Genomic DNA, 14,669 nt, shown 5'->3' with positions numbered 1-14,669 from the left:
AGACGACCCCGCGTCACTTCACAGAGCCCCGAAAGGGAATCGAACCCTTGACCTTCTCCTTACCATGGAGACGCTCTGCCGACTGAGCTATCGGGGCAGCGGTGAAAAGATTACACGGGTTCTGCCGTGGTGCGAAATCGGCCTCGGCGACCACCCGGGAACCCAGTGATCAGGCCGATTTCTCGACCTGTCGACCGTGCACCACGATGCCTGCACGACACGTCGCACGCGTCCGACATGTCACGACTTCACCCCCACGTCGCACGCACAGGCTGCCGTCGACGCGCAGCACGCTCGCCGGACCGAGGTCGAGGAACGGACGAGGGGCGCCGCGAGGAGTACCGGACGGCACGCCGGGCGCTCCTCGGCCGAGCCGCACCGGCCGCGGCCGAGAGGCGGAGGCGAGCTCCGACGTCGGGCAGGACGGGCGTGCACCGCGCCGGCCCACGACGCCCCCCGCGCCGACCCGTCCCCTTGCGACCCCGCCAACGCGAACGAGGCGCCACCCCGGGGGGTGGCGCCTCGTTCAGGTGCGTGGCAGGTGAGGGATTCGAACCCACGAAGGCTATGCCGTCTGATTTACAGTCAGATCCCTTTGGCCGCTCGGGCAACCTGCCATGTTCGGTTGTGCACTCTCGCTGGCCGACCGCGACCGGGCTGCACCGAGGCGCAACCAGAGGACGCTTCCGAACTGCGGGAGCGTGGCAACAGTACAGCCGATCGGGCCCTGGTGAAAAATCGACCCCGCGCGCACGCCCCGCCCACGCTTACAGTGGACCGTGAGCCAGGCCCCCCAGCACCCCGCGAACGACCTCTCCGCGCCACCGGACGCTCCCCGTCCAGGTGCCCCGGGAGCCCCCGCCCCGATCGACCGCCTGGGCGTGGTCCTGGGCGCGAGCGCGTACTTCCTGTGGGGCGCGATGCCCCTGTTCTTCCCCCTGCTCCAGCCGGCCGGACCGCTCGAGATCATCTCCCACCGTGTGGTCTGGAGCCTGCTCTTCTGCCTGCTCCTGCTGCTCGTGATGCGCAAGCTGCCCGCGTACCGGGCCGTGTTCCGGGTGCGCCGGACCGTGGGGCTGCTCGCGATCGCGGCCGTCCTGGTCGCCACGAACTGGGCCGTCTACGTCTACGGCGTCCTGTCCGGGCACGTGCTCGACGCCGCGCTCGGGTACTTCATCAACCCGCTCGTCACGGTGCTCCTCGCGGTGCTCGTGCTCAAGGAACGGCTGCGGCCCGCTCAGTGGGTCGCGCTGGGGATCGGGGCCTCGGCCGTGATCATCCTCACGATCGGCCTGGGCCGTCTGCCGTGGATCGCCCTGACCCTCGCGATCTCGTTCGGGCTGTACGGGCTCGTCAAGAACCGGGTCGGACGGGACGTCGAGGCCCTCCCGGGGCTCGCGGTCGAGACCACGCTGCTGTTCCCCGTGGCGCTCGGCTACCTCGTCTTCCTGGGCGCGACGGAGGTCGGGACGTTCGGCACCGAGGGCACGGGCCATGCTCTCCTGCTGGCCTCGAGCGGCATCGTCACGGCCCTGCCCCTGCTGCTCTTCGGCGCGGCGGCCCGCCGCCTGCCGCTGAGCCTCGTGGGCATGCTCCAGTACCTCGCCCCCGTGCTCCAGCTCCTCGTCGGTCTCCTCGTGTTCCACGAGCCCATGCCGCCCGCGCGGTGGGCCGGCTTCTCGCTCGTGTGGCTCGCGCTCATCGTCCTGAGCGTCGACGGCCTGCACGCCATGCGCGCGTCCCGCCTCGCAGCGACGCGCTGACCCGCAGCGCGCGCCGACACCGCCGGGCCCGGGGCGGCATCCGTGCCGCCCGCCCACTACCGTGGACCCCAGACCACCCCACCTACCGCGTCAGGAGAGCACCGTGGCCGATTCATCGATGGACATCGTCAGCAAGGTCGACCGCCAAGAGGTCGACAACGCCCTCAACCAGGCCGTCAAGGAGATCCAGACGCGCTACGACTTCAAGAACGTCGGCGCCTCGATCGCCTGGAGCGGCGAGAAGATCGTCATGATCGCCAACTCCGAGGAGCGCGTGCTCGCGATCCTCGACGTCTTCCAGACCAAGCTCATCAAGCGCGGCATCTCGCTCAAGGCGTTCGACACGGACGACAAGGAGCCCAAGCTGTCGGGCAAGGAGTACCGCCTCGAGGGCGTGCTCAAGGAGGGCCTCGCCGGCGAGAACGCCAAGAAGATCACCAAGATCATCCGCGAGGAGGGCCCCAAGGGCGTCAAGACGCAGATCACGGGCGACGAGGTCCGCGCGACGAGCAAGTCGCGCGACGACCTCCAGGCCGTCCAGTCGCTGCTCAAGGGTGCGGACCTGGACTTCGCGGTGCAGTTCACGAACTACCGCTGACACCTTCTCGCGACGGGCGCGTCGCCGGTCGGGCTCCTGCCCGACGGCGGCGCGCCCGTCCGCGTGTCGGGTCGCGCCGGGTCACGCCCGCAACCTGCGGGCGTGTCGCTCCCACGCGGACCTAGACTCGCGGCGTGGACACTCTTCGACTCCCGGCGGCGGTGCCTGTGCTGAGCCACGGAGTCCACCGTGCCTTCCTGGCCGATACCGCTGGAGTCCCCGCATGACCCGCCCCCTGCGCCCGCCCCGCGTCGTCGCGACCGACCTCGACGGGACACTGCTGCGCTCGGACGGGACGGTCTCCGAGCGCACGCGTGAGGTCTTGGAGGCTCTGGACGCGGCCGGGACCCAGGTCGTGTTCGTCACGGCCCGCCCGCCGCGCTGGCTGACGGAGGTCGGCACGCTGGTCGGTGGTCACGGCGTGATCATCTGCCTGGGCGGGGCGTGCGTGTACGACGTCGGCACGCGCCAGGTCGTCGAGTCGCGCGGTTTCGCGCCGCTCGCCCTGGGCGGCGTGGTCCGCGACCTGCGCGCCGCGGTGCCGGGCGTCGCGCTGGCCGTCGAGCGGGTCGACGGACCGGTGTTCGACGCGTCGTTCCGGCACGACGAGGACACGCCCGAGGCGTGGCGCGGACCGGTCGAGCGTGCGCTCGACGCTCCCGTCGCGAAGCTGCTCGCACGCACCGACGACACCGCGCAGGACGAGTTCTTCGAGCGCGTGCTGGACGCGGTCGGCGACCGGGCCCTGCTCGCCTACTCGGGCGCGGCCGGCCTCGCCGAGCTGCTCCCGCCCCACGTGACCAAGGCCGGAGCGCTGTCCGCCTGGTGCGCGTCGCACGGCATCGCGGCAGCAGACGTGTGGGCGTTCGGCGACATGCCCAACGACCTGCCGATGCTCGCCTGGGCCGGAACCTCGTACGCAGTAGCGAACGCGCATCCCGACGTGCTGGGCGCCGTCACGCACCTCACGGCGTCCAACGACGAGGACGGCGTCGCGGTCGCGCTCGAGGGCCTGCTCGACGGGTGGACCTCGCACCCCGGCCCGTTCGCCGACAGGTCGGGTGCCTGATGGCCGCGCTCCCCGGACGGGACGGCCCGCACGTCCCGTCACGCCCCGCTCGACGGCTTCCGGCGCTCGCCCTGGCGGTCGTCCTCTCGCTCACGGCCGCCGGCTGCACGACCTCGTCCCCCGACCCGACGTCCTCCCCGCCCCCCGCGGCCGACGCACCCTCCCGGCCGACCGAGCCCGACGACGCGGTGCTCACGACGTTCTCCTACGGGCCGCGCCCGGCACAGACGGCCGACCTGATCCTGCCGGCCGAGCTCGCCGAGGAGACCGGAGAACTGCGTACGCCGTCCGGCGACGAGGCTCCCGAGCTCCCGGTCGTCGACGTCGTCGTCCTCGTCCACGGCGGCGGCTGGGACGCCGTCTACGACCGTTCGTCCGAGACCGAGGTCGCCCGCGACCTGACCGACGACGGCATCGTGGTGTGGAACCTCGACTACCGCGGCGTCGGCGCGCCCGACCCGCTCGACGAGGGCGGCTGGCCCGGGACGTTCGAGGACGCCGCCGCCGGCCTCGACCTCCTCCCCCAGGCCCTCGGGGACGCAGGACTCTCGCCGGGGCACGTGGCCGTCGTCGGGCACTCCGCGGGCGGGACCATGGCGCTGTGGCTCGCGGCCCGGCACACCCTGCCCGACGGCGCGCCCGGCGCGGACCCGCTCGTCCGTCCCGACCTCGTGGTCACCCAGGCAGGCGTGAACGACCTGAAGACCGCCGGGGTCGAGGGGCCCGTCGAGGGAGCCGTGCAGGCGCTCATGGGCGGCTCGACGAGCGAGGTCCAGGACGACCGGTACGACCTCGCCTCCCCCACCGCACTGCTGCCCCTCGGTGTCCCGACGCTCGTCGCGACCGGGGACCTGGACGCCGTGGTCGTGCCGTCGGTCGCGACCGACTACGCCGCGGCCGCGCAGGCCGCCGGAGACGACGTGACCCTGTCCGTGGTCGCGGGCGACGACCACCTCTCGCACCTGTCTGCGACCTCACCCTCGTGGGCCGCGGTACGCGACTGGCTGGCCGAGCGTGGGATCACCCCGGTCGGGGCCACGAGATAGCGGTTCGTCGAAGCAGGCGACCCTCGTCGAGGTCCGGTCTGCAGACCACGACCGGGCTCTCCCTCGGCGCAGGCAATCAGTAGCGGGTGATGCCGCCCTGCTGGCCCGCCATGGTCTCGAGCCGCTTGATGCGCTCGGCCATGGGCGGGTGCGTCGCGAACATCTTGGCGACGCCCGCGCCACGGAACGGGTTGGCGATCATGACGTGCGAGACGTCGACGAGATCACGGTTCTGCGGCAGCGGCGCCCTCGCGGTCCCCTGCTCGAGCTTGCGCAGCGCCGACGCGAGAGCCAGCGGGTCGCCCGTGAGCTTGGCGCCGTCCTCGTCCGCGTCGTACTCGCGCGTCCGGGAGATCGCGAGCTGGACGACCATGGCCGCGACCGGCGCGAGCAGGGCCATCGCGAGCGCGGCGAGCGGGTTGCCGCCCCGGTCGCGGTTGCCGCCGAAGATCAGCAGGAACTGCGCGAGCGACGTGATGACGCCGGCCATCGCGCTGGCGACCGAGGACGTGAGGATGTCCCGGTTGTACACGTGCATGAGCTCGTGGCCCAGGACCCCGCGCAGCTCACGCTCGTCGAGCAGCGTGAGGATCCCCTCGGTGCAGCACACCGCGGCGTTCTTGGGGTTGCGGCCCGTCGCGAACGCGTTGGGCGCCTGCGTGGGCGAGACGTACAGCTTGGGCATGGGCTGACGTGCAGCGGTCGAGAGCTCGCGCACGATCCTGTACATCGCCGGCTGCTCGAGCTCGCTCACGGGCCGCGCGTGCATGGCACGGATCGCGATCTTGTCGGAGTTCCAGTACCCGTACGCGGTGGTCACCAGACCGATCGCGACGAAGATCCACAACGTGCCGGCCGAACGGGCGAACACCGCCCACAGCCCCAGGATCACGACCCACATGATCCCGAACAGTCCTGCGGTCTTCAGACCGTTGAAATGCTGGTGACCCACTCCCAGCCCCTTCCCTCGAGCACAGGATGCCGTGGTGCGAGCATCCACCGGAAGAACGCGCGGCGCACGCGGGAGGTTCCCTCCGCCGTCGGGCACGGGCGCGCGCGACGAGCCGCACGGCGGGAGGCGACTGTGGGTGGCTGGGGGGCGGCGACGCGCCCTGGGAGCCCACGGCGCCGCAGGTCCCGGTACGACGACGGCGCCCCGGCCCGGGTGGGCGGGGCGCCGTACGTGGTGCGCGGGTCAGGCCGTGGCGTCGTCCTCGCGGCGTGCGATGCGGATCATGTCCTCGCGCGGCACGACCTTGACGCGCTCACGACCACGGGCCTCTCCGAGGGCACGCTCGTGGGCGTCCAGGACCTCCCAGTCGGACCACTGGACCAGGTGCACGCCCCGCTCCGTCAGGAACTCGATGATCGCGTCGGGCGAGCCGTGCGGCGCGACGCGTCCACCGTCGAGGTCTCCCTCGACGGCCTCCACGCCCTCGGCTGCGGCAACTGCCCCCGTGACGTCCTCGACGAGGTGGCGGACGGTCTCCGAGGCGTCGGACTTGGTGTGCCCGATCAACCCGACCGGGCCACGCTTGATCCAGCCCGTGGCATAGACCCCCGGGACCTGCTCACCATCGATGTCGATCACCCGACCCTCACGGTTGGGAATGACACCCTTGAGCTCGTCGAACGGCACCTCGGGCAACGGCGACCCGAAATACCCCACCGCACGATAGACCGCCTGCACCGGCCAGTCCTGGAACTCCCCCGTCCCACTGACCGTCCCGTCACCGTTGAGCACCGTGCGCTCGGTGCGCAACCCCTCGACCCGCTCCTGCCCCAGCACCGCGACCGGCGCCTTCAAGAAATGCAGGTGCAACCGGCGCGAAGCCGTGAACTCGCTCGGATCCTTCAGCGTCCAGTCCGTCAACGTCTTGACGACCTGCTTCGTCTGGTTCGACGAATTGATCGCCGCCATCGACCCCTCGTCGAACTCGAAGTCCTCCGGATACACGATCACGTCCACGTCCGGCACATGACCCAGCTCACGCAGCTCCAACGGCGAGAACTTCGCCTGCGCCGGACCACGACGCGCGAACACGTGCACATCCGTGACCGGCGACGCCTTCAACCCCGCATACACGTTGTCCGGGATCTCCGTGGGCAACAGATCATCCGCATGCTTGGCCAAGATCCGCGCCACGTCCAACGCCACGTTCCCCGCACCCAGCACCGCGACCTCGCGCGCCTCCAACGGCCACGTCCGCGGCACGTCCGGATGCCCGTCGAACCACGACACGAAATCAGCAGCACCGAACGAACCCGGCAGATCGATCCCCTCGATCGCCAACGCCGCATCCCGGATCGACCCCGTCGAGAAGATCACCGCGTCATAGAACTGCCGCAGATCGTCCAGCTTCAGATCCACCCCATAATCCACGTTCGCCAACAACCGCACATCACCACGCGCCAACACCTTGTGCAACGCCACGATGATCTGCTTGATCCGCGGATGATCCGGAGCCACCCCATACCGCACCAACCCAAAAGGCGCAGGCAGACGCTCGAACAGATCGATACTCACCTCGACATCCGTCTTCGACAGAATGTCCGCCGCATAGATACCAGCAGGACCAGCGCCGACGATAGCGACGCGCAAAGGACGGGAGCTGCTCACAGGAAAGAACGCCTTCCGATCGAGGAGGGGGACGAACGGTCCGCAGGAGTGGGGCGGACCGGTCACGCGGGCTGTCCGGGTGAGGTCCGCGGCCGCCAACGGGAGAACCACTCGATTGTACGACTGAGGTGAACCTCCACACTGACAGGCGATCTCGCCTGATGGAACCCTGTCTTGCGATCTGAGCAATCGTTACGCGGTTCGGGGACCTGCGCACTCAGGGCGCCACGGGAGGCCACGACGGCTCGGCCTGCCCTCGCGCCACAGCGCGCGCCGCCGGATCAGCCCTCGAACCGTCGCATGAACCCGTTGTCGAACCGAGGGCGCCACCCGAGCGAGCGAAGCGTCGAGAAGACCGGCACCTTGATGGTCGAGGGGGTGAACGACAGGGTCGCGACGTTCGACACCTCGTAGCCTCGCTCACCGGAGGCCGTGACCCGCGGCGCGACCACGACCTTCAGGGAGCGCGCCCCGAAGGTCTTGCCACGGAACCCGTCCTTGCGAGCCTCGGCGTGCACGCCACCGGCCGAGACCCCCACGGACCTGCGCGTCGAGCCGTGGAGCTCGGTGAACGCGTAGGTCCCTCGCTTGCCGTCGAGCGTCACCACGAGCCGGAACGTCTTGGTGACGGCCCCTGCACCGAAGAAGGACTGCCAGCGCACGTCCCAGCCCTTCCACGTCGCGGTGACGACGGCACCCTTGTCCGTCGGTTCCGCCGTGACCTCGTAGGGCACGTCCTCCGCGTTGAGCGAGAGGAGAGCCGCGACGACGTCCTCGACCCCGGCCGGACCGCCGGTCGGCACGGGGACGCTCACTCCTCGATCCTCAGGCTCTCCTGGATCGCTCGGATCTCGACCAGCAGCTGCTCGGCCTGCGCTCCCGAGCACGAGCCCGTGACCTGCACCAGGTCCACGACGGGTCCACGGTCGACGATCGTCGTGCGGACGGCCTGGACCAGGGTGCCCCCCTCGACGTCCGTGAAGGCGCCCTCGATCCGGAAGCCGGGATGTCCCGCGATCTCCCGCTCCTCGCGCCCCAGCTCGGCGTACCCGGCGAGCCCGGTCAGCTTGGTCACGACCTCGCTCACGGCGTTCTCCAGCGTGAACTGCTTGCGCGTGCGCGACACGACCACGATGACGTTGGGCCGGAACTCGCCGGGGGCCACGACCTTGGCCAGGGCGAGCGGGAGCGCGACCTCGGGGAGCGGTGCCCAGTCCTCCGGGCAGTCGATGCTGACCCGGACGGGAGCAGGGAAGTCGGCGCTGGGGTAGGAGAGCACGGTGCTCATGAACCATCCTTCGTGTCGGTCGGTACCGTCCTGCTCGACGGCAGGACGGGGGTGTCAGTCTGTCAGGCCCTCGGCGACCCGGGCGTCTCGGCGAGCCCCGGGCCGCACGGGCCGCTCCTGCTGCCCGTGCGGTGAGCCGGTCACCAGGGCAGGAGTTCGGTCAGGCCCTCCACGAGCTTCTTGGGCTCGAGGTCGACCTTCAGGCCGACCCCACCGCCCAGCCCGAGCGCGACGCCGAGGTCGATGTCGATCTCCGTGTGCTCCCAGCCTGCCTTGACGTCCACGTTCGCACGGACGCCGATCCCCGCGTAGCCGGTCGCCTCGGCGCCGACCTGGGCGCCCTCGATCCCCACCGACGCCTCGACCTTGGCCTCGGCCCCGGCGAACGCCTCGGCGCCGACCGCGACCCCCAGCCCGTCGGGTCCGACCGAGGCCGCGGCGTCGACGCCGGCGCGCGCACCCGCGAACGCCTCGGCGCTGCCGTTCGCCTCGAGGATCCCGTACCCCAGCGAGCCGTCGGCCTTGCCCCCTGCCCCGACGGCGACCCCGGCCTGCCCCTCGACCGCCAGGCCGTCGGCACCGACGTACCCACCCGCCCCGGCGTCCGCCCGCGCCCCGGCCCAGCCGGCCAGCGACCCGTCGCCGTGGAAGCCGCTCGACTCGCCGAAGGATCCGTCCATCTCGCCCTGGACCCCCAGGACCCCGGACGCGTTCGCGCTCGCCAGGTGCGCCTTGGCGTCGACAGGACGCTTGTCGTCGAGCAGCGGGCCGTCCACCTGCTCACCGTCCAGCGTGGACATCTGGTACGTGGACTGGTAGTTGCGGTGCGGGTCGAACACGCCGCTGTTGTCGACCTTCTCCCCGGCGGCACCGCCCGTCCCGCCGTGCAGCCACCACGGGGACCCCGGAGCCAGAGGGCCGGCAGGTCCGATGACCGGCCCTCCGCCAGGACCGCTCGTCGAGCCTCCACCGGGTGCCCCACCTCCCCAGCTCGTCCCGCCGGGCCCGTTGTCCTCGCTCGTGACCTCCTGATGGTCGGCGTTGCGCACGAGCGCCGTGCCTGCCTCGCGCAGCGCGTCGCGCGTCGTCGTGAGCGCAGAGGCGCACTGCGAGGACCACAGGTCGCGGAAGTGCTCGGCGTCCGGCCCCTTCCAGTCCACACCGCCCAACCGTTGCGAGATCCTCGTCCGGAGGTCGTCGAGCTCGCCCGAGGCCTCGTCGAAGCTCTTGCCGAGCGCCCGGAGCGCCGTGACGTCGGCACCGTAGAAGGCCACAGGTTCTCATCTCGCGTCGTCGGGCGTCTGCCCGAGGGTGGGGAAGGTCGGCGACGTGCCGAAGGGACGGACGAAGGGCAGACGAGAGGGCACAGGACCCGAAGATCCTGCGCCCTCTCGTCTGCCCCGTCGTCGCGCGTCCTGGGGATCAGGAGGCGTTGGAGGTGGCCTCCTGCGCGAGCGCGTTCGACTGCGCCTTGGCGCCGGCCTCGTTGAGCGCCGTGATGACGGTCTGGAGGGCCGTCACGTGCTGGCCCGACCAGTCGGAGCGGAACGCGGTGGCGTCCGGGCCGTTCCACTCGACGGAGTCCAGCTTGCCCGTGAGCTTCGACTTGATGGCGTCGACGTCCGAGGCTGCCTGGATGAGCTCGGCCGAGAGCTGCTTGACCTGCTCGACGTTGAGGCCCCAGTAGTTGCTCATGTGCTGCTCCTTCTTTCAGGGCCACCCCCTGCGGGCGACCTCGTCATGTTCTCGACACGGAGTACTCAACCATGTCGTGCCTACCCCGTACATGGGGACAGGTCCCCATCCGGGAAGAACTACTCCGGGAGGGCCATCTGCACCTTCCGGGTGCGCCCGGCCACGACGAGGAAGCCTCGCCCGGCCGGGAACTCTGCTCGGCGGATCCGCCCCAGCGAGGTGCCGAGGAGGATGTCGCCGTCGGTGTCGCCAGGGGTCAGGATCAGCCCGCTCCGCCCGGCCTTGAACGGCTTGGCCAAGGTCCACGCCTGGCTCCACGTCGAGCTCTCCGACTCACCGACCACGAGCTGGTCGGTCCGGACGAGGAGCTGGACGAGCTTGTCGAGGACCGCCTCCGCGGGGGTACCCGTGAGCTCGGTGAGGTTCTCGACCACCAGGACGAGGTCCCCGCGACCGAGCTGCCCGGCCTCTGCCTGCGCCTTGATCGACTCGACGACGGGGACGATCTCCTCGGGGCTCGTCGCGGTGGTGTCCCACACGGGCAGCGCCGAGATGGGCGTCGGACGAGGTGAGAAGAACACGATCCGGGTCCCGGGACGCGCGCGCCGGACCGCCTGCGCGATCGTCACGAGCGCGGTCGTCCGACCGCCGACGGGGGGACCGCCCAGCAGGAACGTGCCGCGCTCGGGCAGCACGACCGGGGCGATGTCGAGGTCGTCGAGTCCGATGACCGGAGCGCCGCCCACCGACGCGGGCAGCGACGAGAGCGGGATCGAGTCGGGCAGCTTCTCGATCGACGGCGCCTGCGGGACGCCGTTGCGCACCATCGCGTCACGCAGCTTGCTGATCTCCCGCGACTGGATCGAGACGTTGGCGTCCCCGCCCAGCACGGCGACCTGGACCTCGTTGCCGGCCAGGACTCCTCGACCGGGCGGCGAGGCCGGGGTCAGGACGTCGCGGGGCACCCCGACCATCAGGTAGTCGTCGGCGTTCGCGAGGCGCAGCACGAGCCTGCGCTGGATGGTGCTGCCCAGCGAGGTCGGCACGGCGCTCGGCCGGTCGCCGGTGATGATCACGTGCACGCCGACCTGGCGACCGTCGGTCGCGAGCTGGGAGAACGCCGCCCACACGGGGAACCACGGCGTCGCCTTGAGGTCGTACTCGTCGCGGAACGCGCCGATCCCGTCGACCAGGAGCAGGATGCGCGGCTCCTGCGGCGCGCCGGCCAGGGACCGGTACTCGCCGATCGTCCCGGCGCGCACGGCCGCGTACCGCACCGACCGGTCGTCGACGATGCCACGCAGCATCCGCAGGACGCGGGTCACGCGCTCGGCGTCGTCCCCCGCGATGACCGCGCCGACGTGCGGCAGGTCCTCGAGCATCCGCAGGCCGCTCGCCCCGCAGTCGATCGCGTAGACCTGGACCGGGCCACCACGGGCCGTGATGGCGGCCGAGACGGCGATCGACCGCAGGGCGGCGCTCTTGCCCGAGCCGCCGGTGCCGAAGATCGCCATGTTGCCGTCGCGGTCCGGCTCGTAGAAGACGGTCGGCTGCTTCTGCGACGCCGGGTCGTCGACGACGCCCAGGAGGAGCAGCTCGTCGGTGCGTGGGTTGGGCAGGAGAGCCAGGTCGTAGGTCCGGGCGAGCTCGTCGAGCCACGGCTTCCGAGGGGCCGGGACGGCCGCGTTCTGCGCCGCGCGCGCGATCGTCGCCACGGCCCGGGCGATGTCGTTCGGGCCGGGGTCGACGACCTCCTCGACGTCGGGGGCCGGGATCTCCCACGAGGTGCCCGTCCCGAAGGACATCTCCTCGACGTCGAGCCGGGGACGCTGCGGCCGGTCGGTCGTCCAGCCGCCCGCGTATCCCGTCTGGAACGGGGTGATGCGTCCGGGCCCGGTCTTGACCGCGCCTCGACCCGGGATCGACGGGTCGAAGTGCGCCGCGAGCGGGATGCCCAGGATGTCGGTCGAGTCGGCCTCGTCGGCCATGCGCAGCGCGACGCGGAGGTTCGTGTTGGCCCGCAGGTTGTCCTTGATGACGCCGGCCGGTCGCTGGGTCGCGAGGATGAGGTGCAGACCGAGCGAGCGTCCGCGCTGGGCGACGTCGACGACGCCGTCGACGAACTCCGGGACCTCGTTGACCAGGGCCGCGAACTCGTCGACGACGATCAGCAGGCTCGGCGGCGCCTCGGGGTCGCCCGTGCGCTCGAGCGAGACGAGGTCCTTGGCCTTCTTCCGGTTGAGCAGGTGCTCCCGGTACCGCAGCTCGGCACGCAGCGACGTGAGCGCCCGACGCACGAGGTGGGGCGAGAGGTCGGTCACGAGACCCACGGTGTGCGGCAGGTTCACGCAGTCCGCGAACGCCGCCCCGCCCTTGTAGTCGACGAACAGGAACGTGACCCGGTCGGGGCTGTGCGCGGCGGCCATGCCCAGCACCCACGACTGGAGGAACTCCGACTTGCCGGCGCCGGTGGTCCCGCCGACGAGCGCGTGCGGGCCCTGGGTGCGCAGGTCGAGGTGGAGCGGCTCGGTCCCCGAGTGCCCGACGAGCGCGTGCAGGGTCGCGTCGGACTTGCGACGCACGGGCGGCGACCCGTCTCGCACGGTCAACGAGTGGTTCTCGCGCCAGCGCTCGACCAGGGCGTCCGGGTCGCTCAGCAGGGTCTGGCCCGCGAGCGACACGAACGACACCGAGCGTGGGAGGTCCGAGTCGTCGTCGATCGGTGCACCGACGTCCACGACGGGGGCCAGGGCGCGCGCGAGCTCGTGCGCGGTCGCGAGGTCCACCTGCTCGCACGACACGGGGAAGGTGAGGCGTCCGACGCGGACCTCGCCCGACGTCGCTCCCCCGTCGCCCGTCAGGACGAACGTGCGGCACGCGGCAGGCAGCTGCTCCACGGTCGGAGCGATCCACACGACGTGCACCCCCACGTCGGCGCCTCGCTCCGCGAGGCGGGTCATGCGGGACCGGTCCACGGGAGCGTCGTCCTCGACGAGCACGACGACGGTCGGCAGCACGGGCGCCTCGAGGTCGTCGAGCTCCTTGGCGGGGTCGACGCCGCCCCGGTCCCGGGCCCGCTCGCCCAGGTCCGCACCGCGCGACTCGACCAGGTCCTCGAGCCGCGACAGGAGGGATGCGCCCGCGCCGGGGTTGTCCGCGAGGTGGTCGCCCGCGAGCGGGCTGTGCGGCGAGCCCGTGTGGGGCAGCCACTCGAGCCACTCCCAGTCGACCCGCGACCGGGGCGAGGTGAGTGCGGCGACGACCAGCTCGGCGGGCGAGTGGAGCGCGACGAGCTGGACCAGGATCCCGCGCCCCACGCCGTCGACCGTCCCGGCGGGCCCCGTGATGCCCAGGCCCCCGCTCGACCGCAGCTGAGCCACGACGGGCACGCCGTCGATGTGCGAGCACTCGGCCTGCAGCTTCTCGAGCTCCTTCCAGTAGACCGGCAGCGTGTCGTTGTTGCCCAGGTCGTCGAGCTGCACGCGCGAGACCCCTCGCCCGAGGCCGATCCGCACGCTCAGGAACGCCTGGTGCTCGGGCCGGTGGGTCCACAGCAGCGCACCGAAACGTCGTACGGCGTCCACGGTGTCCGCGACCGAGGGCGTCTCGGCGAGCCGCACGGCGCGCTCGATCGCGTGCGTCCGCTCGATGGTCTCGCGCGTTGCCGCGACGGAGACCGTGAACTGCTCGACCTGGGCCTTGAACCGTCGCTTCGCCTGGACCTTCTGGTCGACGTAGTTGCCGATCATCAGGATGGGGCTCAGCGCGATGAAGACGACCGACATGAAGTCCTTGCGGACCATCCACAGGACGACTCCCATGACCAGCGGGGCGGCCATGGCCAGCCACGGGAAGCGCGCGGGCTGGAGCGGCTGCGGCGGCTTGGGGGCCTTGAGCGTGCGCTCCGGGAAGCGGGCGACGACGCGCGGCGAACGGTTGAACTCGACGATGGGGCTCGTCGGGGCGAGGCTGCCGCTGCGCTGCAGCGCCACGACCGCGATGACCGAGCCACCGACGTCGACCGTGTCGGCCGACGTGAGGGTCGCGCGCGCCATGCGCTCGCCGCCCATGACGAGGCCGTTGGCCGAGTTGGTGTCGACGATCTCGATCGACTCCCCGACCGTCAGTCGCGCGTGCCGCTTGGACACGAGCGGGTCGTCGAGACGGACGTCCATGTCGCGGTCGCGACCGAGGTAGCTCGTGCCGACGGGCAGCGGGAACTCCCTGCCTGCGTCGGGGCCCGAGAGCACGCGCAGGACGGCGGCGGCCGGCCCCCGGTCCTGGCCGGGTGCCTCGAACTGCTCGGAGACCCGGACGATCGAGACGGTCGCGCCCGACCGGAGGCCCGCCTCGATCAGGTCGCTCGTCGGTGACAGGACCCGGCCCTGGGACGCGCTCGACGCGTCGTCGACCTGGAGCGTGAGCCGGTCCGGGGCCGCGGCCCCGGCGCGCACGGGGTCGCCCGAGTAGAGCGCCTCGGCGATGTCGCGCACGGTCGCCGTGGCGTCGGCCGTGACCGCGACGTTCGTCAGGGTCGAGTCCGGGCGGTGCAGGGTCAGCTTGATGCGCACAGGAGAGGTCCTCGGTCAG

At 71.5% G+C, this 14,669-nt stretch carries 11 protein-coding genes and 2 tRNA genes; 4 read left to right on the top strand and 9 right to left on the bottom strand.

The window, feature by feature from the left end; all coding sequences use genetic code 11:
* Nucleotides 1–24: 24 nt before the first annotated feature.
* Both ACIPWA_RS01175 and ACIPWA_RS01170 read right to left on the bottom strand, forming a co-directional pair.
* A tRNA-Thr gene (locus ACIPWA_RS01175) sits at nt 25–97 on the bottom strand.
* 438 nt (nt 98–535) lie between these two features.
* Nucleotides 536–617, bottom strand: a tRNA-Tyr gene (locus ACIPWA_RS01170).
* Nucleotides 618–779: 162 nt separating this feature from the next.
* Here ACIPWA_RS01170 and rarD point away from each other — a divergent pair.
* The 4 genes from rarD (at nt 780) to ACIPWA_RS01150 (ending at nt 4,476) form a co-directional block, all read left to right on the top strand.
* Entirely contained in the window at nt 780–1,763 is a 984-nt protein-coding gene (gene rarD, locus ACIPWA_RS01165; RefSeq protein ID WP_400287800.1) for an EamA family transporter RarD, read from the top strand.
* A 103-nt stretch (nt 1,764–1,866) separates the two neighbouring features.
* Entirely contained in the window at nt 1,867–2,361 is a 495-nt protein-coding gene (locus tag ACIPWA_RS01160; RefSeq protein WP_191801466.1) for a YajQ family cyclic di-GMP-binding protein, read from the top strand.
* 223 nt (nt 2,362–2,584) lie between these two features.
* Nucleotides 2,585–3,430 (top strand): HAD family hydrolase, encoded by an 846-nt coding sequence (locus ACIPWA_RS01155; protein ID WP_400287799.1) that lies wholly within the window; start codon nt 2,585–2,587, stop codon nt 3,428–3,430.
* Nucleotides 3,430–4,476 carry an alpha/beta hydrolase family protein gene (locus tag ACIPWA_RS01150; protein ID WP_400287798.1) on the top strand — a complete coding sequence of 349 codons (1,047 nt, stop codon included), beginning with the start codon at nt 3,430–3,432 and terminating at the stop codon, nt 4,474–4,476. The genes ACIPWA_RS01155 and ACIPWA_RS01150 overlap by 1 nt, the downstream gene beginning before the upstream one ends.
* A 76-nt stretch (nt 4,477–4,552) precedes the next feature.
* On the opposite strand, the gene htpX is transcribed toward ACIPWA_RS01150, so the two are convergent.
* The 7 genes from htpX to ACIPWA_RS01115 all read right to left on the bottom strand — a co-directional run bounded on the left by htpX (nt 4,553) and on the right by ACIPWA_RS01115 (nt 14,650).
* A complete protein-coding gene (gene htpX / locus ACIPWA_RS01145) occupies nt 4,553–5,428 on the bottom strand; it encodes a zinc metalloprotease HtpX (RefSeq protein WP_082609100.1) in 876 nt (291 codons plus the stop codon).
* A gap of 243 nt (nt 5,429–5,671) precedes the next feature.
* On the bottom strand, nt 5,672–7,096 hold the full coding sequence (locus ACIPWA_RS01140) for an FAD-dependent oxidoreductase (RefSeq protein WP_400287797.1): 1,425 nt from the start codon (nt 7,094–7,096) through the stop codon (nt 5,672–5,674).
* A gap of 281 nt (nt 7,097–7,377) precedes the next feature.
* The gene (locus ACIPWA_RS01135; RefSeq protein ID WP_400287796.1) at nt 7,378–7,911 is read right to left on the bottom strand and encodes a hypothetical protein; all 534 of its coding nucleotides are present in this window, start codon (nt 7,909–7,911) and stop codon (nt 7,378–7,380) included.
* On the bottom strand, nt 7,908–8,384 hold the full coding sequence (locus ACIPWA_RS01130; protein WP_400287795.1) for an LpqN/LpqT family lipoprotein: 477 nt from the start codon (nt 8,382–8,384) through the stop codon (nt 7,908–7,910). Before ACIPWA_RS01130 ends, ACIPWA_RS01135 begins: the two co-directional genes overlap by 4 nt.
* Nucleotides 8,385–8,524: 140 nt before the next feature.
* Nucleotides 8,525–9,658, bottom strand: coding sequence for a WXG100 family type VII secretion target (locus tag ACIPWA_RS01125; protein ID WP_400287794.1), 1,134 nt, complete (start codon nt 9,656–9,658; stop codon nt 8,525–8,527).
* A 148-nt stretch (nt 9,659–9,806) separates the two neighbouring features.
* On the bottom strand, nt 9,807–10,079 hold the full coding sequence (locus tag ACIPWA_RS01120) for a hypothetical protein (RefSeq protein WP_056649861.1): 273 nt from the start codon (nt 10,077–10,079) through the stop codon (nt 9,807–9,809).
* A 119-nt stretch (nt 10,080–10,198) separates the two neighbouring features.
* The gene (locus ACIPWA_RS01115; RefSeq protein ID WP_400287793.1) at nt 10,199–14,650 is read right to left on the bottom strand and encodes an FtsK/SpoIIIE domain-containing protein; all 4,452 of its coding nucleotides are present in this window, start codon (nt 14,648–14,650) and stop codon (nt 10,199–10,201) included.
* Nucleotides 14,651–14,669: the final 19 nt, after the last annotated feature.

The sequence above is a fragment of the Oerskovia enterophila genome, assembly GCF_044748475.1.
In the GTDB taxonomy this organism is placed as follows: domain Bacteria; phylum Actinomycetota; class Actinomycetes; order Actinomycetales; family Cellulomonadaceae; genus Oerskovia; species Oerskovia enterophila.
The sequence above is the reverse complement of the archived record's forward strand: the minus strand, read 5'-3'. Positions and strand labels throughout refer to the sequence as shown.